The sequence below is a fragment of the Microbispora sp. CSR-4 genome, assembly GCF_008033685.1.
Classification (GTDB): Bacteria; Actinomycetota; Actinomycetes; order Streptosporangiales; family Streptosporangiaceae; genus Microbispora.
Window position 1 is genome coordinate 59,369 of record NZ_VJVX01000021.1, and the last position, 17,564, is coordinate 76,932.

The following is a 17,564-nucleotide window of genomic DNA, read 5'->3' on the forward strand; positions in this document are numbered from 1 at the left end:
CCTCACTCCTCGGAGCGGGCGCAGCGGAAGCCGGCGAAGATCTGCCGTCTGATGGGGTAGTCCCAGTTGCGGAAGGTCGTGCGGACGGCGGACGGATGGGTGGCCCACGACCCGCCGCGCAGCACCCGGTAGGTCTCCCCGAAGAAGACCTTGCTGTACTCCTCGTAGGGGAAGCACCGATAGCCGGGATAGGGCTGGAACCACGAGTCGGTCCACTCCCACACGTCCCCGATGAGCTGCTCCACGCCGTACGGGCTCGCGCCGTCCGGGAACGCCCCGGCGGGCGCGGGCCGGGCCGCGCGGGGGCCGAGGTTGGCCCAGCGCCCGAGATGGCCGGGGTCGGCCTCGCCCCAGGGGTACGTGCGGCCGCCGCACGCCTTCTCCCACTCGGCCTCGGTCGGCAGGCGCTTGCCCGCCCACCGGGCGTACGCGTCTGCCTCGTACCAGGAGACGTGCTGCACCGGCTCGTCCGGCGGCACCGGCTCCTCCCTGCCGAACCGGACCCGCCACCAGGTGCCGCCGTCGCGCGTCCAGAACAGCGGGGCCTCCACGCCGTTGCGCTCGGCCCACTCCCACCCCTGGGGCAGCCACCAGCGCGGGTCGCGGTAGCCGCCGTCCTCGATGAACTCCATGTACGCCCCGTTGGTGACGGGGTGGCGGTCGATCAGGTAGCCCGGCAGGTAGAGCCGGTGGGCCGGCCGCTCGTTGTCGTACGCCCAGCCGATGGTGTCGGTGCCCATCCTGAAGACGCCGCCGGGGATGTGGACCTCGGGGTCGGCGGCGGGCCTGCCCGGCGGCAGCTCCCCGTCGCGGACCAGGCCGGGCCGCCGGGACAGCTGGATCGTGGCGAGCATGGTCTCGTCGTGCTGGTGCTCGTGCTGCAGCACCAGCCCGAAGACGTAGCCGCCGGACCGCAGCGGATCGGGGTCGGTCAGGTCCACCTGGTCGAGGACGTCGAGCACCCGGCCGCGTACGCCGGAGACGTACTTCCTGGCCTCGGCCGGGCCGAGCAGCGGGAGCGACGGCCGGTCCTTGCGCGGGTGTCTGAACGCGTCGTAGAGCTGGTCGATCTCCGGGCGCAGCGGCTCGATGCCGCCCACCTCGCGCAGCACCCACAGCTCCTCGTAGTTGCCGACGTGGGCGAGGTCCCAGACCAGCGGCGACATCAGCGGCGAGTGCTGGCGCACGAGCAGGTCGTCGTCGGCGTCGGTGTAGGCCAGCGACCGCTCGCGTACGGCGGCGAGCTCGGCCGCGATCCGCTCCTTCAGGCCGGTCGGGCCGGCGTTGCCGAGAACGGCGTCGAGATCGGTCACGCGAGTATCTCCTCCATCTGATCGGCGGCCGGCGATCGGCCGGACTCGATGTGCCGAGAGGCGAACGCGCGGACCCGGGCGACCAGCGCGGGCTCGGCCCCGAGGCGGGGCAGGGCCTCGGCGGCGGCGCGGAAGCAGGCCGAGGCCGACCGGCGCAGGCCGGGGTCGGCGAGACCGAGACGGGCGGCGTCCGCCCATCGGTGGGCGACCGGCCGGGCCGCCTCCATGGCGATCGCGGCGGCCCTGTCGTCGGTGACGAGCGCGTGGACGACGGCCACGCACACGGGCCACTCGGCGGCCCCCTGCGCGTCGAGGTAGCGCACCTCCAGCCAGCCCCGGGGCCGTACGGGCGGGAAGAGCGTGGTGGCGTGGTAGGCGAGGTCGGCCTCGCCGGGAGGCCGCCCGGCCACGCGCGCGAAGTCGCGGAACGCCGAGCCGTCGAGCACCGGCCGGAGCCCGCCGGACCCCCGGACCAGCATCAGCCGGGCGTCGAGGAGGTAGCGCGCCCAGTCGCCCACCGGGTCGCCGCGCCCGTCGAAGTCCCGGGCGACCGGCGCGGTCCTGCTCGGGTCGAGCCTGCCCCACACGGCCTGGCGGCCGGAGGCCCACCCGTCGAAGGGCGAGTTGGCGAAGGCCGCCACCAGCACCGGGCCGAGCGCGTGGGCGCGTTCCCAGCGGGCCCGGGGGTCGGCGCCGAAGTCCAGGTTGACCTGGATCGACGCCGTCGAGCACATCATCGTCAGGCCGTGCGGCCGTTCCAGGAACGCGGCCATCGCCTCATACCTGGGCTCTCGTAACTGCCGCACGGCCGGGCGCAGGGTGTCCAGGCCGCGGCCGCCCAGCCGCAGCCCGGCCCGGGCGAGCGCGAGCCGTACGGCGTCGACGTCGGCGGTGAGCCTGGCGACGGCGACAGGCAGGACGTCGGGCGGGGCGGACAGTTCGAGCTGCCCGCCCGGCTCGAACGTCACCCGGCTGCCACCCGTGAGCACGGGGAGCGCCCCCGCGATCCGAGCGATGGGGACAGGAAGCACGGGGTTGTCCGCGTCGAAGACCAGGAACTCCAGCTCGACGCCCAACCGGTCGGAGGTGACCCCGCGGAAGCAGTCCCTGGCGTACCTCTGCACGTCGGTCATTCGCCCCCCATCGGGCCGAGGTCTGCCGACTATGTCGTGCCGAGTCAGCTTTCCCCGTAATTGCCCCATTCAACCTGAAACCCATCCAAACAGGTAGCTATCGGGCGTCACACCCCGCCGATCAGCCCTCGTCACGCATCCGGATCACCGAGGGCCGCACCCACGCCCGCCACCTTGGCGAGCACCACGCCCTTCCGCCGTACGAGGCGGGCGAGGCCGATCACGCCGGGGACCCACAGAACCCCCGGCGTAGCGGAGGAGCGTCACACCGACGCCCACGGCGCCCGGATTGTGCGCGTAGACCGCCCGAGCCTGCCGGTCGCGGGCGGCAACGACCGGCAGGCTTGAGAGGGGATGTACGTTGCGTACGAGGATCAGACGGGCGACGTCGGCGGGATCTCCATCACACCGAGAGCGGCCAGGCCGATCAGATGCGTTCCGACGCTCCGCGCCTCACCTATCGTCAGCTCTACAAAGGAGCGATCCTCGATGCTCAGGTGGACGCGGGGCTCGGCGTCACCCGGCCCGAGGCTGAGATCGATCCACATCCACTGTGGCTGCCCGGCCAGGGGGATCGCGTTCAGCTCGATGGACCGCAGCCAGGCGTTGTGAATGCGCTCACCAGGAGGCTCATCGATGTGGGGCTCCACGCACCAGGGCGGGCACGACCGGCGCGAACGCTCAGCCGTACGGCCCGGTCGGAAAGGCATGCCCCACGTAGCTGGTCCCTTCCGATTGCGGAGGCCGACTCCGGCGGACGTCGTGATGCGGTTTCCGATCATCGGAGCACCGCCATCTCGGCCAGGCTCTCCTGTTCCGCGATGGCCTGACACAGTTCGCGCAGGTTGTCGGCGTCGACGGTACGGCAAGCACCCGCCTGCTCGGCCTCCGATGGGAACGGCCGTTCACGGCTCGCCCAGAAGCGGCCGGCGTCGCTCCTCATGATCCGCCACCCGGCGAACTCCGTGCCGGGCGCAGCGGCCCTATCTTGGGTCATGGGTCAGGAACCTCGCTTCCTGATCAAGGACCCGTCCGATCGTGCCCGCGACGGGCGGGTCCGTCCTTGTATCGCCTCTGATGGCGATGACTTTGCTTAGCCGCTCCCCTCTGTCATCATTCTTTTACTGTTCGTGTCCGCTCTGCGACATCATGGCTCGCACAGTGCGAGATGGCAAGGAACTGTGCGGGCAATCTTCACGCGATCATGACTATCCAAGGGCTTGGTGATGAGAAGTCCCACTGTGAGACACCGCCGATTGGGTCGCGAACTGCGGCGACTCCGTGAGCAGACGGGTCTCTCACCCGAGGTGGCAGCCCACCAGCTTGGGTGGAGCCGTTCGAAGCTCAATCGCGTCGAGAACGCGCGGCTGCTGCCGAGCGCGGAGGACATCGGCAACGCCTGCGATCTGTACGGCGTGGACAGCAGCGGGAAGGCTGGCCTGATCCAGCTCGGCAAGGACGCCGGCAAACGAGGCTGGTGGACCGCCTACAGCGACGTCTTCACCGGCTCCTACATCGCGCTGGAAAGCGAGGCGACGGCCATCCGAATGTGGGAACCTACGCTGGTTCCCGGCCTGCTCCAAAGCGAGGATTACGCCCGCGAGATCATCTGCGCTACAAGACCCGAACTTGCTTCGCCGGACATCGACCGGCGCGTGGACGCCCGCATGGCACGCAAGATCAACCTTCTCGGCTCTCACGCCCCTACTGTGCACGCTCTGCTCGACGAGGGCATCCTGCACAAGCCCGTCGGATCACCGGGCCTCACGGCACGCCAGCTTGATCACATCCTCCAAGTCGCGGCTTGGCCGAACGTCACTATCCAGGTCCTTCCGCTGGCGGCCGGCGCCCACGGCGGCATGGAGGGAGGCTTCTCCGTGCTGAGTTTCGACGACGAGGATCCTGACGTCGGATACGTCGAAGGGCCAGCCGGCGACGTGTACGTAGAGGCGACCGATCAAGTACGGCGGCTTATGCTGACATTCGAACGCATCCTCAACATATGCCTGTCCCCCGAGAAGTCAGCAGAGCTCATAACTGCGGCGAGGAGTGAACATGATCTCCCCTGATCTGTCCGGTGCCGAGTTCCGTAAATCCAGCTACAGCGGTGGCGGGAACAACTGTGTCGAGGTGGCGACGAACCTGCCGGGGGTGGTGGCCGTACGGGACAGCAAGGACCGCACGGGCCCGGTCCTGGCCTTCACCCCGAGCGAGTGGAGCGCCTTCATCGCGGGTGTCAAGAACGGCGAGTTCGGCAGCTGATCACCCGGCGACCGACCAGGTGCGGCGTGCCCCTTCTGTCACGTGACGGGCGTCGATCCCTGACCGAGTGGCCCGAGCACCTGTTCGCGGCGATCGGCAGCGCCGCCCGCGTCGTCCGTCCTGGGGATCTTTCGCCGTGAGCCGGTAGCGTTGGTGCACATGACAGCTATCGACTCCACCACCTCGGGTGCGTACGGCATCGGCCTTGCCACGATCGCCGCGGACGGCACCGTGCTGGACACCTGGTTCCCCTCCCCGGCGCTGGGCGAGCCCCCGGCCGTGGGCACCGAGCGGATCGCGGGCGACGAGCTCGACCCGGCCATGGCGGCCCTCGTCGGCCCCGACGCCGCCCGGGGCGTCGAGGTCGTGGCCGTGCGCACCGGCATCGCCGACCTGTCTGCCCCGCCGGCCGACACGCATGACGTGTACCTGCGTCTGCACCTGCTGTCCCACCGCCTGGTCCGGCCGCGCGCGCTCAACCTCGACGGGATCTTCGGGCTGCTGTCCAACGTCGTGTGGACCAACCACGGCCCGTGCAAGGTGGAGGGGTTCGAGGAGGTACGGCTGCGCCTGCGGGCCCGGGGCCCGGTGACCGTGTACGGCGTGGACAAGTTCCCCCGCATGGTCGACTATGTGCTGCCCTCCGGGGTGCGGATCGCCGACGCCGACCGCGTACGGCTCGGCGCCCACCTGGCGAGCGGCACCACCGTCATGCACGAGGGCTTCGTCAACTACAACGCCGGCACGCTCGGCGCGTCCATGGTCGAGGGCCGCATCTCGGCCGGGGTGATCGTGGGCGACGGGTCCGACGTGGGCGGCGGCGCCTCGATCATGGGGACGCTGTCCGGCGGCGGCAAGGAGGTCATCTCGATCGGCGAGCGCTGCCTGCTCGGGGCCAACTCCGGCATCGGCATCTCGCTCGGCGACGACTGCGTCGTGGAGGCCGGGCTGTACGTCACGGCGGGCACCAAGGTCACGCTGCCGGACGGGGCGGGCGTGAAGGCGCGGGAGCTGTCGGGCAAGTCGGGCCTGCTGCTGCGCCGCAACTCGACGACCGGGGCGGTCGAGGCGGTGTCCCGCGACAGCAGGGGCATCGAGCTCAACGCGGCGCTGCACGCCAACGACTGACGCCGGAGCGGGCCCCCTCCCCCCACCCTGAGATGACCCTGAGTCTGCCCTGAACTTGGCCTTCGGCCCTGTGACCGGCGGGAGGGCGGCCCGTACCGTGAAGGCATGGGACGCATTCTCCTCATCGCCGCAGCCGTGGTCGTCGGCTTCTTCCTTCTCGGCTCCGTCATCGGGCTCATCTTCGGCGCGCTGAAGTGGGTTCTCATCATCGGCGCGATCGCGCTGATCGTGTCGGTCGTGCTCAAGCTCACCCGGAGCAGCAGGTCGAGCCACTACTCCTGACCCGGCGACATGACCGGGCGCGCAAAGACCGGGCGCGCAAAGACCGGGCGCACAAAGACCGGGCGCACAAAGGGGCGGGCCCCGCCGCGGGTGCGGCGGGGCCCGCTGTCACTCGCGCCTCGTGTTACGAGAGGGGCGGGTAGGCGTTCTGCATGAGCTGCTGGAACTGAGCGGAGAACCAGTGGCCGGAAACCGGGGCGTTCGCGAGAGCGCCGCTCGGGTTGTTGCCGTTCAGGCTGTTACCGCCGTAGGTCGGGTCGCACATGCGGTCGAAGCCCTTGCCCTCGTCGTTGTCGATGGCGGAGCTGGAGCCGTCCGACTCACCCGGGGGCTTGATCCAGACGTAGGCGTCGAGACCGGTGGCGGGGTTCGCCCTCGGACGCTCACCGAGACCGGCACCGGACTGGTTGCACCAGTTGCCGGCGTGGATGCGGCGGTCGACGCGGGACTCGTTGACGAACGTGTCCACGTTGGTGGACGTGCTCGGACCGGTCGGCCGGGCCGAACCGCCCCAGCCGTTGCGGGAGGTGTCGATCAGCATGCCCAGCGTGTTCGGGAAGCCCTTCGCCACCAGAGCGTTGCGGAGAGCGATCGCGAAGGACTGCTCGTCCACGTACCAGTTCCAGTCCACCCAGTGGGACTGACGCACCGACTGGCCGTTCACCGAGGTGTTGATGGTGAAGTACGGCTCGACCGTCGCGCCGAAGTTGGCGGTGTTGACGATGAACCCGTCGATGCTGTTCACGCCGGCGGTGGTGCCGCTGGCGACCTGGTAGAAGAGGTTCACCATCGGCTGGAAGTTGTTGTCCCAGCCGAGCCAGGCGTGGTGCGCCGCGTCCACGTAGGTGTAGACGTTCTTGATCGCGTGCAGCTTGTTCAGCGCGTACTGCACACCCTGGACGTAGGCGCCCGAGGACTGGGCCTCCTGACACGCCTGGAACGAGCTCACGTTGGTGATCAGGTTCGGCAGCGAGTCGGGCTCGATGATCGTCACGATGCGGAGGTTCGAGTACTTCGAGTCCGACATGATGTCGGCGATCACGTCGATGTACTCGCTCTTGTACCGTGCGAGGCCGTTCTGCGCGATCTTCAGCTCACCGTTGGAGGCGAGCGCCGAGCAGTCGCGGTTCGGCAGGTCGTAGATGACGACCTGGATCGTGAGAGGCGTGCTGCCGTTGGCCGCGTCCTGCCTGACCGCCTCGTCGAGGTGGTCGCGCAGGCCCATGCTGTTGTTGCCGGCCGAGCCGGAGCTGATCGCCGCGATGCGGTCCAGCCAGACCGCCGTGGACATGTTGGCCACGCGCGAGCCGCCCGGCTCGGAGGCGGCGCTCGCCGACCAGTCCGGGTTCACGTAGCCCGTCGCGCCGGAGTACGGGTTGTCCACGTGGGTCCCGGGCGGCGGCGGCGAGGTCGACGGGGAGGGCGACGGCGAGGGGGAGATCGACGGCGAGACCCGCGGGGAGGGCGAGGCCGACGGGGACACGCTCGGGGAGGCCGAGGGAGAAGCCGAGGGAGAGGCCGAGGGCGAGACGGACGGCGACGGCGAGGGCGACGGCGACTGCGGGGTGCCGTTGCAGGAGACGCCGTTGATCTTGAAGTCGGTCGGCGTCGGGTTGCTCCCGGACCAGGTGCCGTTGAAGCCGATGTTCGTCGAGGAGCCGGTGGGCATGGACTTGTTCCAGTCCATGGCGGTCACGGTCACGTTGCTGCCCGACTGGCTCCAGTTGCCCGACCAGCCCTGGGTGACCTTCTGGCTGCTGTTCGGGAACGTGAACGCGAGGGTCCAGCCGTTGATGGCGTCGCCCAGGTTCTGAATGGTCAGGTTGACGGACATGCCGCCCTGCCACTCACTGGCGGAGTAGGTGACTTTGCAGGAGACCGCGGCACTCGCCGAGGTGGCGGTGGCGACGGCCGCCGTGGAACCGAGCGCGAGCACGGCCGCCGCGACCAGGCCGCGGCGCACCGTGGAGCTCACGGCTCCCGGTCGGGGGGTGGATCTCATTGGGAAGGTCCTCCTGGCGATGAATTCTGCGCTTGGGAGCGCTCCCACGAACCATAGGCACCGCCTCCGGCGCCGTACAGGGACCCGTCAAGGGCGGATGAACGGCGAAGTCGCGGCGCGGCGTTCACTTCGCGTCCGAGCAGGGATTCCGTCACGCTGTTACGTCTGAAGTCACCTACGTGTTTCGTGAAAGTTTCACCCTTCCGCAGGCGAAACGCGTGGCCAGGGGGCCGGATGTCTCCTCCGGCCCCCGACACGCGGAAGCGGGGAACCCGCGCGACGCGGGAACACGGCGCCACCTGGTCACGGGAGGAACCCGCCCGGCGGGTAGCATCCGTGAGTCACACATATCGCGAATGGGGATCGTCATGACCGTCAAAGTGACCGTCACCGGCGCGGCCGGCCAGATCGGTTACGCGCTGCTCTTCCGCGTCGCCTCGGGTCAGCTCCTCGGGGCGGACACTCCGGTGAAGCTGAGCCTTCTGGAGATCCCGCAGGCCGTCAAGGCGGCCGAGGGCACCGCGATGGAGCTCGAAGACTGCGCGTTCCCGCTGCTGCGGGGCATCGAGATCTCCGACGACCCGGCCAAGGCCTTCGACGGCGCCAACATCGCGCTGCTCGTCGGCGCCCGCCCGCGTACGAAGGGCATGGAGCGCGGCGACCTCCTTGAGGCCAACGGCGGCATCTTCGGCCCGCAGGGCAGGGCCATCAACGACCACGCGGCCGACGACATCCGCGTGCTCGTGGTGGGCAACCCCGCCAACACCAACGCGCTCATCGCGCAGTCCGCGGCTCCGGACGTTCCGGCCGAGCGGTTCACCGCCATGACCCGCCTCGACCACAACCGCGCGCTCTCGCAGCTCGCGGCCAAGCTGAACGTGCCGGTGACCGAGATCAAGAAGATGACGATCTGGGGCAACCACTCCGCGACGCAGTACCCCGACCTCTTCCACGCCGAGGTCGGCGGCAAGATCGCGGCCGAGCTGGTCGAGCAGGAGTGGCTGCGCGACACCTTCATCCCGACCGTCGCCAAGCGCGGCGCCGCCATCATCGAGGCGCGCGGCGCGTCCTCGGCGGCGTCCGCGGCGAACGCGGCGATCGACCACGTGTACGACTGGGTGAACGGCACGCCCGAGGGCGACTGGACCTCGGCGGCCATCCCGTCCGACGGCTCCTACGGCGTGCCCGAGGGCCTCATCTCGTCCTTCCCCGTGGTGTCCAGGAACGGCCGCTGGGAGATCGTCCAGGGCCTGGACATCGACCCGTTCTCCCGTGAGCGGATCGACGCCTCGGTGAACGAGCTGGTCGAGGAGCGCGACGCCGTGCGGGCTCTCGGTCTCATCTGACGACCGCCTCGTCTGACGACCGCGCACGAAGGGGCGGGCCCGCCGCGGGCCCGCCCCTTCGTGCCGTCCGGGGTCCGTCACCCGGTACGGCGAGGCGTACGCAACAGAGATGTGACGAACCGGCGACGCCCGGGGCTGGTCCAATTGCATGGCCTCCCAGAAAGGAGAAGTCATGCGCCACCCCGCCCTGCCGGTCGTCTCGGGTCTGGCCGGCCTCGCCCTGTCCACGCTCACGATCTTCACGACGGCCGCGCCCGCCACGGCCCAGACCACGCACCACTCGATCCGCTACGCCTCGGTGGACGCCTGCCGGATCAAGGACGGCACCGAGGTGCCGTGTCACACCTGGCGGCTGGACCTGCTCGACGGCAGGCGGGTCGCGCTCAAGGACGCCATGCTGTGGCCGATCGACGCCAAGGGAAAGGTCGACAAGAGCACCAGCGCGCCCCTCACCGTCAGTGGCGACGGCGAGTCGGTGGCCTACTTCCGCAAGTCCGATCACCGCCTGGTGGTGCGCGAGTTCCACGGCGGGGTCCTCAAGGGGGTCCGCGTGATGCCGAAGACGCCGCTACCGCGCGGCGTCGGCATGGACTCGGTCTGGCTGGACATGTCCCAGGACGGCGGCCGCCTGGCCCTCCTCTACACCGACGAGCACGGCGCGACGCACGGCCGCCTGTTCGACGTCGCGCGGGCGGCCGCGACCGGCACGATCCCGAAGTCGGACGGGTTCTCCGGCTTCAGCGCGGACGGCTCGGCCGTCCTCCTGCCGCGGGACGCCGGCGCCAACACCACCGGGCTGTCCGTCCACGACCTCACGGGCGCCGAGCTGACCGGCGCGGTCCCACCCCAGATCGTGGCCAACAACGGCCCGTGGGCGCTGGCCGCCGACGGCCGCACGGTCGCCTTCGTCACCGGCAGCGGCAAGAAGGCCGCGCTGCGCTTCTACGACGTCAGGACCGACCAGACGGGAGGCTCCGTGCCCATCGCGCTGCCGAAGGACGTTTCGCCCGACACCGTCGACTGGACCGGCGAGCACGAGGTGACCGTCCACGTCTCCGATTACGAGCGCGCCCGCGACGTGGTGACCGTCCTCACGATCGACACCCGGACGGGCACGACCCGGGTCCGCGACCGATACAAGGTCCGGCCCGGCGTCTACACCTACCAGAGCTGCGGCGGCTGACCTCGGCGCCGCCAGGGACGCGGATATCGACATGGCCACCAGCGCCGCCATCTCGGTCACGACGGTGAGGCGCTGGGTGAGCCCGGCCGGCACCGTCCCGGGGTCGAGGCCCAGCATCCGGAACACGTACGGCACGACCACGAGGACCAGCGAGCCGAGCGCGACGGCGCACAGCACACGCACCAGACGCGAACGGGTGGCCCGGGCGACGCGCAGCCCGGCCACCGGCAGGCTGGCGAAGGCGACGAAGGCCGCATAGCGGTGGATGTTGCCGGAGAGCGACAGCGGCGCGCCCAGCGGATCGGTCGGGAACCCGGCCACCAGCAGCAGGCAGGCGCTCCACAGGCCCACCAGCAGCGCTGCGCGCCGGTCGAGCCGCCCCAGCCGGTCGAGCCGTACGGCGAGCACGGCCGAGCCCACGGCGATCGACGTCAGCGAGAGGGGTAACAGCCAGCCGTCCGGCGCGTAGAAATACTGGCTGATCGTCGCCGTGAGCGGGTCGAGCCCTCCCACCAGGTGCAGCGCGAACATCGCGGTGGCGCCGGCCGCGACCAGCGCGTATCCCAAGACCATTCCCATGGCTCTTCACTCTGGCCGCGGGAAGGGCACCGGCCCATCGGAGATCCACCCGAGCCGTCCCTGAGGGATCCCCTAGGAGACGTCGGCGGAATCGGCCGGGGCAGTCTCGGGGGTGGAGGCGCGGAACCAGCGGCAGCCGTACCTGCCCATGGGGAAGCGGGCCCTGCCGTCGCCGGAGATCTCCACCGTGCCGTCCACCAGCAGGTCGGTCAGCACCGTGGACGAGCCGAGCCCGTCCAGGGTGATCTCCACCTCGACCTCGGTCTCACCGAGGTTGTGCACGGCCACGACCGTCTCGCCGTCGCGATCGGCCCGGTGGGCGAACACGGCGTCAACACCGGTGTCCAGCACCGCGTACTCGCCCCAGGCCAGCTCGGGGCAGTCGCGGTAGTGCCGGATCAACCGGGTGATCCACGACAGCAGCGAGCCGGGGTCGCGCTCCTGCGCGCTGACGTTGACCTTCTCGGGGCCGTAGTCCCCGGCGGGCATGGGGATGCGCACTTTCGAGGGATCGGCGTCGCTGAAGCCGCCGTTGCGGTGCGGGGTCCACTGCATGGGCGTGCGGACGGCCTGGCGGCCCTCCAGCTCCAGGTTCTCCCCCATGCCGATCTCCTCGCCGTAGAAGAGCACCGGGGTGCCCGGCAGCGAGAACAGCAGGCTGTAGACCATTTTGATCCGGTCGAGGTCGCCGCCCAGCATCGTCGGCACGCGCCGGCGCAGGCCCCGGCCGAACAACTGCATGTCCTTGTCCGGGCCGAAGGCCGCGAAGACCTCCTCACGCTCGGCCTCGCTCAGCTTGTCGAGCGTGAGCTCGTCGTGGTTGCGGACGAACGTCGCCCACTGGGAGTCCTTGGGCGCCTTGGGGCGCTCCCGCAGGGCCGCGGCCAGCGGACCGGCGTCCTGGCGGGCCAGCGACAGGTAGCTCCGCTGCATGGTGATGAAGTCGAAGCACATGGTGATCTCGTCGCCGAGATCGTTGCCGAAATACCGCACCAGGTCGTCGTACGGCAGGTTGACCTCGCCGAGGAGGATGGCGCTGCCGTCGCGGCGGCTGAGGAAGGCCCGCAGGCAGGAGAAGAACTCGTGCGGGTCGGGCAGCTCGTCGCTGTCGGTGACCTGCTCGACGAGGAACGGCACGGCGTCCACCCGGAAGCCCGACAGGCCCAGCTCCATCCAGAAGCCGAGGATCCGGGCGATCTCGTCCCGCACCTCGGGGTTGGTGGTGTTCAGGTCGGGCTGGAACCGGTAGAAGCGGTGGAAGTAATACTGCTCGGTCTTCTCGTCGTACTCCCAGAGGCTGTCCTCCTGATCGGGGAACACGATGCCCTTGGGATCGTCGGGCTCCGGCTTGTCCGACCAGATGTACCAGTCCCGATAGCGGGAGTCGCGGCCGGAGCGGGCGTCCTTGAACCAGGGATGCTGGTCGGAGGTGTGGTTGACCACGAGATCGGCGATGACCCGCATGCCGCGATCCCTGGCCACCCGCATGAACTCGACGAAGTCGCCGAGCGTGCCGAGGCGGGGATCGACGCGGTAGAAGTCGGTGATGTCGTAGCCGTCGTCCCTGTCGGGCGTCGGGAAGAACGGCATGAGCCAGATGCACGTCACACCCATCCGGTCCAGATGGTCGATGCGCTGGATCGCCCCCCTGAAGTCACCGATCCCGTCGCCGTCGCCGTCGGCGAAGGTCTCGATGTCGAGGCAGTAGACGACCGCGTTCTTCCACCACAGATCGGAGGTCATGCTCAGTCTCATGACCGTTGCCGCTGCCCGGCAAAGGAACGGCAAAACATCGGGCCCGCGCCGCCGCAGCGGCGCGGGCCGACGTGGTACCGCGGGCGCGGCCGGTCACGACCGCGATGTCACCGTGAGTCACGTCTTCAGAGCGGCGTGACCTGTTCGGCCTGCGGTCCCTTGTTTCCCTGAACGGTCACGTAGCTGACTCTCTGGTTCTGGTCCAGCGTCCGATAACCGTTCGAATTGATCGCCGAATAATGAACGAACACGTCAGCGGTGCCGTCGTCCGGAGCGATGAACCCGAAGCCCTTTTCGGCGTTGAACCACTTGACAGTGCCTTCAGACAACTGCTTCTCCTTCTTGGAAGCCACACCATGTTCCCAGGTCAGGAACACGAGGCTGCACAGCGGATTCGTCGCGCGACCCGCGTGGGACGCTGGAAGTGCGCGCATATCCGCCGCCGGATGTAACCCGGGTGCGCTTTTTACAAACCATGTTTTCAGGAATTGTCTACTGCGACACTCGCAGCCTGTACGGAGAGTACCCGCGATTACCCGAGGCTATGCCGGTGCCGCCATGTACCAGCGCGCGTGCCCGTCACCGCGCGTGAGCGAGTCGAGCCGCCGGGGCAGCTCCTGCCGGGAGAACGGGTCGCCGGAGGCGTTCCGGATATGGATGCCCACGGCGTACATGTCCCGCACCTCCATCAGCGTGCTGTAACCGGGCCACAGCCGCAGGTCCGAGCCGTACGCGCGGGCGAACTCGTCCACGTCGGCCGCCGACAGGCCGAAGCGGCGCTGCCCGTGATAGGTGTGCACCAGGTCCCACTGGCGCGGGCCGACTGCCACGCCGTCCCAGTCGCACAGCACCACGTGCCCGTCCTGGCAGCGCAGCAGGTTGTCGATCCAGGCGTCGCCGTGCAGCAGCACCGGCGAGCCGGTGTCGAGGTCGTGCCAGCGCCCGGTGAGCTCCTCGATGCGGTCGCTCAGCCACGACCGCTGGGTGGCGGTGAGCACCTCGGCCCGGTGCTCCACCGCGTGCCGCACCTCGGCGAGCGGGTCGGTGAGCGTCCGCAGCCCCACCGGCGGCAGCGGCTCGCGGTGCAGGCTGCGCAGCACCCGGCCGAGCTGCCGGGTCGTCGGGCGGCCGCGGGAGGGGACGTAACGCCAGAAGGTGACCGCCCGGCCGTCGTGCACGATCGGCTGGTCGGCGATCTCGTCGGCGGGCCGCACCGTCGGGAAGCCCCGGTCGGCGAGCCAGCGGGCGACCGCCACGACCACCGGCAGCCGGGTCAGCGCGTCCGGCGCGGTCGCGATCCGCACCACCAGCTCCCCGCCCGCCACGTCCCCCTGCAGTTTGAAGACCGCGTTGCTGCGCAGCCGCAGGAGCCGCGCCCCGCGCGCGTCCACCCCGATGCTCGCGCAGACCTCGCGCAGGACCCCGAACGCCTCCTCGGCCAGCGGTGCCGGCTCCATCGTCCTCATCGCGGTTTCAGGCACCCTCGGCCGCCGGGTACAGCCCGCTCATGGCGAGTGTGGGCGTCGACTCCGCCAGCACCCGTCGCAGGCGCCGTACGGCGGGCAGCGCGGGGTCGGCGTCCGCCAGCAGAGCCCTGGCCCGGGTGACGACGATCGAGGTGCGGTGCTCGGCGGGCACCTGGCGCAGCGCGTCCGCGGCGATCCTGCACGCCTCCTCGTGGTCGCCGTTCCTGGCCAGGTGGCTCGCCTGGTCGAGCAGGATCAGCGCCGGGTCGATGGTCTGGAAGCCCGGGGGGAACCCGTCGATGCCCTGCACCTGCTGGGCGTCCCCCAGCTCGATCAGGGTGCCGGTGCGGTAGAACTTCATCCGCTTTTCCGTGAAGACGAAGGCCAGGTCGTCCTGGCTGATGCCGCGCATGCGGGCGAAGATCTGCTCCGCCTCGGCGAGCGCGGTCCTGGCGGCCTTGCCGTCGCCCATCCTGGCCAGCGCGCGGGCCTCGGCCGCCGCCGCCAGCGCCGCGGGCGAGCTGGGGGCCGAGCCGGCCAGCGTCCGCGCCTCGCGGGCCAGCCGCACGGTCTCGTTCAGGTCGCCGTAGTAGTAGAGAAGCATCGTCTGCTGTGCCCGCACGAGCGCCCGCAGCCGCAGATCGCCCACGTCGTCGGAGGCGGCGCGGGCGGTGCCGTACCAGGCGTGGGCCTGGCGGGTGTCGCCCAGCTTCATCAGCGCGTCGGCGGCGAGCAGGGTGAGCATCGTGGTCGCGGTGAGCAGGCGGCGCTGCACCGACGACGGCTGGCGGACCGCGCTCAGCCGGCGCACGTCGGAGATCTCCAGCATGACCCGGCAGAGCATCGGCGTCGGCGGGGTCGTCATGTACTCCCTGCGGTAGCGCAGCACCTGCTCGTCGAGCCGGTCGAGCTGGTCCTCGCTCACCGTGCCCGCGGCCAGCGTGCGGTCGAGGTCGTGGCGCAGGCTCTCGATCTCCGCGAAGAACCGGCCGCTCGGCGTGCCCATGAGCATCGCCTGGTGGAACATCGCCCGGCGCTCCGCGTCGTCGGCGGCCGGGTCCTCGGCGCGGGTCTGCTCACCGGTCTGGCCCGGCCCCACCACGACGATCTTCTGCCCGCCCGTGTCCTCGCAGTAGTCGGCGGCCAGGCCGAGCCGTACGGCGTTGGCCCGGTAGAGCCGGGCCAGCAGGTCGATGGTCTGGGGGCGCGGGCGGGCCCGGTTGTTCTCCCAGGCGTTCAGCAGGTCGATGCTCGCTCGCGGGTGGCCGAGATTCTGCTGCTCGCAGAGCTGCTCCAGCTCCTCGATCGCCTGCCGGGCCGACCATCCGCGGCCGAGCCGGTGCGCCTTCAGCAGGCTGACGCCGCAGCATCCGTGGATCGCCTGGACGGTCTGCCACAGCGTCCACTGCCGTGCCTGTGCCTGTTCGCGCCAACGACGCGCGCAAGCGGGTGAGTGCTCTCCGCGGGCCATGTGCACGCCCTCCACTGGTGAAGCGGTCCCCGTTTACGGTTGTTTCCCCAAGGTAAACACGCAGGCACCCAACCCCCCGGGACTGTTATCCCTTCGTGTTCCCGAACCCGCGGGTGTTCCACGGAAACCGGGCGAATTCCCTGGTTGTTGCACGGTTTCGGCGAATCGGCGCGATTGCCGGTGGGTCGTTGCGGGTTCACCCTTTCCGGTGATAGGTCCTGACGTTCCCGGAGGCTGACCATGACGACGGTAGACCGCAGCGAGGCGATGGACCACCTGGAGCGGCTCGCCGCGCAGCTCGAGGCCCACTCCTTCCAGGTGCGCCTGACGGCGCCGGCCGGTCTCTATCCACGTCTGCGCGTCATCAACCCCATGGAGCCCACGATGGCCGAGGACGTGCTCGCGTCCAACGCCAGCGACGGCGAGTGGTGGTACTGGCTGTCGTGGGCCGGCCGGATCGGGCACGCCTCCGACGTGGTCACCGCCGCCGAGCGCATCGCCAGCGTCCTCCACGTCATCCGCCGCTGATCCGCCGCTGATCCGCCGCTGATCCGCCGCTGATCCGCCGCTGATCCGCCGCTGATCCGCCGCTGGGCCATCCGGGCCACAGCACCGGATCGCCCGCACCGCCGCCTGACGGCCGCCTACAGTTCCGTCAGGACAGGCCGGACAGGCTGGACAGGCGCACCGCTGTGACCGAGTGGCACGAAGACGCCCCCGGCTTCGTCCGCTTCCTCCTCGCGGACCCCGACTGGGACGACGACGTCGAGTTCCCCCGGCACAAGGACCTCCCACGAGAGGTGGACCTCGGCTGACCGGTGGCGAGGCGGTCAGGCGAACTTCGACTTCGGGCGGTCCTGGAGAACGCCGTCGACGTACACGTCCACCTTCTCGTCGTAGAAGGCGACGAGCCCGGCGATCTTCTGCGACTCCGGGAGCGGCGTGGGATACGACCAGACGAGGTCCCTGCCGGACTCCTCCTCGCCGACCGACCAGTACACCGCGCGGCCCTTGTACGGGCAGTGCGTCACGGTCTCGGACGGGCGCAGCAGGTCCAGCCGCACATCGGTCTTCGGCAGGTAGTAACGCGGGGGCAGACCGGTCTCGAACAGGATGCGCGGGTTGTGCGAGTCGGCCACGGTCACGCCGCCCACCTCCACCCGGACGTGGCGCGAGCTGGGCAGGATGTCCACCCGCGTGTACGGGTCGCGGGGGTGGACGAAGACCTCCTCGTCCTCCTCGAACCAGTTGTCCATCGCGTCCCAGTCGAAGCGGACGTGGCCCCGGATCTGATCGAGCGGCGCGTCGTCCCCGTACACGAGGGCGGCGCCCGCCCGGCCGGCCACGTCGTGGACCACCGCGTCGCCCCTGCTCGGCGAGTGCCGCGTCTCCCCGGTGGCCTTCAGCTCCTCCATGCGGACGTCGTCCGCCGGGAAGTAGTACGTCGGGTAGTAGGGAACCTCCCAGACCAGCAGGGCCCTGGTGGTGTCGGCCACCGCCCTGCCCTCGACGTAGACGCGCACGCGCTTGGCCGTCGTCTCCACCCGGACACGGCCCCGTTTCGTCGGCTCCATGCCCGCACCAACCAGCGGGCGGATCGTCCTTATTCCCCGGCCTCACAATCGCCATTTCCCGGTGTGCGGC

Annotated in this window: 18 protein-coding genes and 1 pseudogene; 8 read left to right on the forward strand and 11 right to left on the reverse strand. The window is 70.1% G+C overall.

What is annotated here, in order from left to right; all coding sequences use genetic code 11:
* Positions 1 to 2 precede the first annotated feature (2 nt).
* The 4 genes from egtB to FLV34_RS17375 form a co-directional block, all read right to left on the reverse strand.
* Positions 3 to 1,313: an ergothioneine biosynthesis protein EgtB gene (gene egtB, locus FLV34_RS17360; RefSeq protein ID WP_261985812.1), complete on the reverse strand. Its 1,311-nt coding sequence runs from the start codon at positions 1,311 to 1,313 to the stop codon at positions 3 to 5.
* The gene (egtA, locus tag FLV34_RS17365) at positions 1,310 to 2,446 is read right to left on the reverse strand and encodes an ergothioneine biosynthesis glutamate--cysteine ligase EgtA (protein WP_142652628.1); all 1,137 of its coding nucleotides are present in this window, start codon (positions 2,444 to 2,446) and stop codon (positions 1,310 to 1,312) included. Before egtA ends, egtB begins: the two co-directional genes overlap by 4 nt.
* A gap of 374 nt (positions 2,447 to 2,820) precedes the next feature.
* Positions 2,821 to 3,096, reverse strand: a complete 276-nt coding sequence (locus FLV34_RS17370) for a hypothetical protein (RefSeq protein ID WP_142651049.1) — start codon at positions 3,094 to 3,096, stop codon at positions 2,821 to 2,823.
* 128 nt (positions 3,097 to 3,224) lie between these two features.
* On the reverse strand, positions 3,225 to 3,443 hold the full coding sequence (locus tag FLV34_RS17375; RefSeq protein WP_142651050.1) for a hypothetical protein: 219 nt from the start codon (positions 3,441 to 3,443) through the stop codon (positions 3,225 to 3,227).
* 229 nt (positions 3,444 to 3,672) lie between these two features.
* Between FLV34_RS17375 and FLV34_RS17380 the strand changes: the two genes are divergently transcribed.
* From FLV34_RS17380 to FLV34_RS40505, 4 genes are all read left to right on the forward strand, one after another.
* Positions 3,673 to 4,515: a helix-turn-helix transcriptional regulator gene (locus FLV34_RS17380; RefSeq protein ID WP_205830954.1), complete on the forward strand. Its 843-nt coding sequence runs from the start codon at positions 3,673 to 3,675 to the stop codon at positions 4,513 to 4,515.
* The gene (locus FLV34_RS17385; RefSeq protein WP_147943580.1) at positions 4,502 to 4,708 is read left to right on the forward strand and encodes a DUF397 domain-containing protein; all 207 of its coding nucleotides are present in this window, start codon (positions 4,502 to 4,504) and stop codon (positions 4,706 to 4,708) included. The genes FLV34_RS17380 and FLV34_RS17385 overlap by 14 nt, the downstream gene beginning before the upstream one ends.
* A gap of 159 nt (positions 4,709 to 4,867) precedes the next feature.
* Positions 4,868 to 5,836, forward strand: a complete 969-nt coding sequence (gene dapD / locus FLV34_RS17390; protein ID WP_147943581.1) for a 2,3,4,5-tetrahydropyridine-2,6-dicarboxylate N-succinyltransferase — start codon at positions 4,868 to 4,870, stop codon at positions 5,834 to 5,836.
* A 105-nt stretch (positions 5,837 to 5,941) separates the two neighbouring features.
* Positions 5,942 to 6,118 (forward strand): hypothetical protein, encoded by a 177-nt coding sequence (locus FLV34_RS40505; RefSeq protein ID WP_167530540.1) that lies wholly within the window; start codon positions 5,942 to 5,944, stop codon positions 6,116 to 6,118.
* 124 nt (positions 6,119 to 6,242) lie between these two features.
* Here FLV34_RS40505 and FLV34_RS17395 read toward each other — a convergent pair whose 3' ends face one another.
* Positions 6,243 to 8,120, reverse strand: coding sequence for a glycoside hydrolase family 6 protein (locus FLV34_RS17395; protein ID WP_147943582.1), 1,878 nt, complete (start codon positions 8,118 to 8,120; stop codon positions 6,243 to 6,245).
* A 368-nt stretch (positions 8,121 to 8,488) separates the two neighbouring features.
* On the opposite strand from FLV34_RS17395, the gene FLV34_RS17400 reads away from it, so the two are divergent.
* Positions 8,489 to 9,466 (forward strand): malate dehydrogenase, encoded by a 978-nt coding sequence (locus tag FLV34_RS17400; RefSeq protein WP_142651054.1) that lies wholly within the window; start codon positions 8,489 to 8,491, stop codon positions 9,464 to 9,466.
* Positions 9,467 to 9,638: 172 nt separating this feature from the next.
* Positions 9,639 to 10,649: a hypothetical protein gene (locus FLV34_RS42510; RefSeq protein WP_240971999.1), complete on the forward strand. Its 1,011-nt coding sequence runs from the start codon at positions 9,639 to 9,641 to the stop codon at positions 10,647 to 10,649.
* Between the two features lie 84 nt (positions 10,650 to 10,733).
* Here the strand turns inward: FLV34_RS42510 and FLV34_RS43395 are convergent.
* From FLV34_RS43395 to FLV34_RS17425, 5 genes and pseudogenes are all read right to left on the reverse strand, one after another.
* Positions 10,734 to 11,228 (reverse strand): annotated as a pseudogene (locus FLV34_RS43395) (DUF998 domain-containing protein); the annotation flags it as partial.
* 72 nt (positions 11,229 to 11,300) lie between these two features.
* A complete protein-coding gene (locus FLV34_RS17410) occupies positions 11,301 to 12,971 on the reverse strand; it encodes an alpha-amylase family protein (RefSeq protein ID WP_261985813.1) in 1,671 nt (556 codons plus the stop codon).
* Between the two features lie 137 nt (positions 12,972 to 13,108).
* Positions 13,109 to 13,312 carry a cold-shock protein gene (locus FLV34_RS17415; RefSeq protein ID WP_079315906.1) on the reverse strand — a complete coding sequence of 68 codons (204 nt, stop codon included), beginning with the start codon at positions 13,310 to 13,312 and terminating at the stop codon, positions 13,109 to 13,111.
* 213 nt (positions 13,313 to 13,525) lie between these two features.
* The gene (locus FLV34_RS17420; protein WP_205830962.1) at positions 13,526 to 14,440 is read right to left on the reverse strand and encodes a phosphotransferase enzyme family protein; all 915 of its coding nucleotides are present in this window, start codon (positions 14,438 to 14,440) and stop codon (positions 13,526 to 13,528) included.
* Between the two features lie 16 nt (positions 14,441 to 14,456).
* Positions 14,457 to 15,920, reverse strand: a complete 1,464-nt coding sequence (locus FLV34_RS17425; RefSeq protein WP_142651059.1) for an XRE family transcriptional regulator — start codon at positions 15,918 to 15,920, stop codon at positions 14,457 to 14,459.
* Between the two features lie 240 nt (positions 15,921 to 16,160).
* Between FLV34_RS17425 and FLV34_RS17430 the strand changes: the two genes are divergently transcribed.
* Together FLV34_RS17430 and FLV34_RS42525 are read left to right on the forward strand one after the other, a co-directional pair.
* Positions 16,161 to 16,448 carry a hypothetical protein gene (locus tag FLV34_RS17430; protein WP_079315904.1) on the forward strand — a complete coding sequence of 96 codons (288 nt, stop codon included), beginning with the start codon at positions 16,161 to 16,163 and terminating at the stop codon, positions 16,446 to 16,448.
* A gap of 164 nt (positions 16,449 to 16,612) precedes the next feature.
* Complete coding sequence (locus FLV34_RS42525; RefSeq protein ID WP_261985814.1) at positions 16,613 to 16,735, forward strand: hypothetical protein; 123 nt, start codon at positions 16,613 to 16,615, stop codon at positions 16,733 to 16,735.
* A gap of 15 nt (positions 16,736 to 16,750) precedes the next feature.
* On the opposite strand, the gene FLV34_RS17435 is transcribed toward FLV34_RS42525, so the two are convergent.
* Positions 16,751 to 17,494: a DUF427 domain-containing protein gene (locus FLV34_RS17435; RefSeq protein ID WP_142651060.1), complete on the reverse strand. Its 744-nt coding sequence runs from the start codon at positions 17,492 to 17,494 to the stop codon at positions 16,751 to 16,753.
* Positions 17,495 to 17,564: the final 70 nt, after the last annotated feature.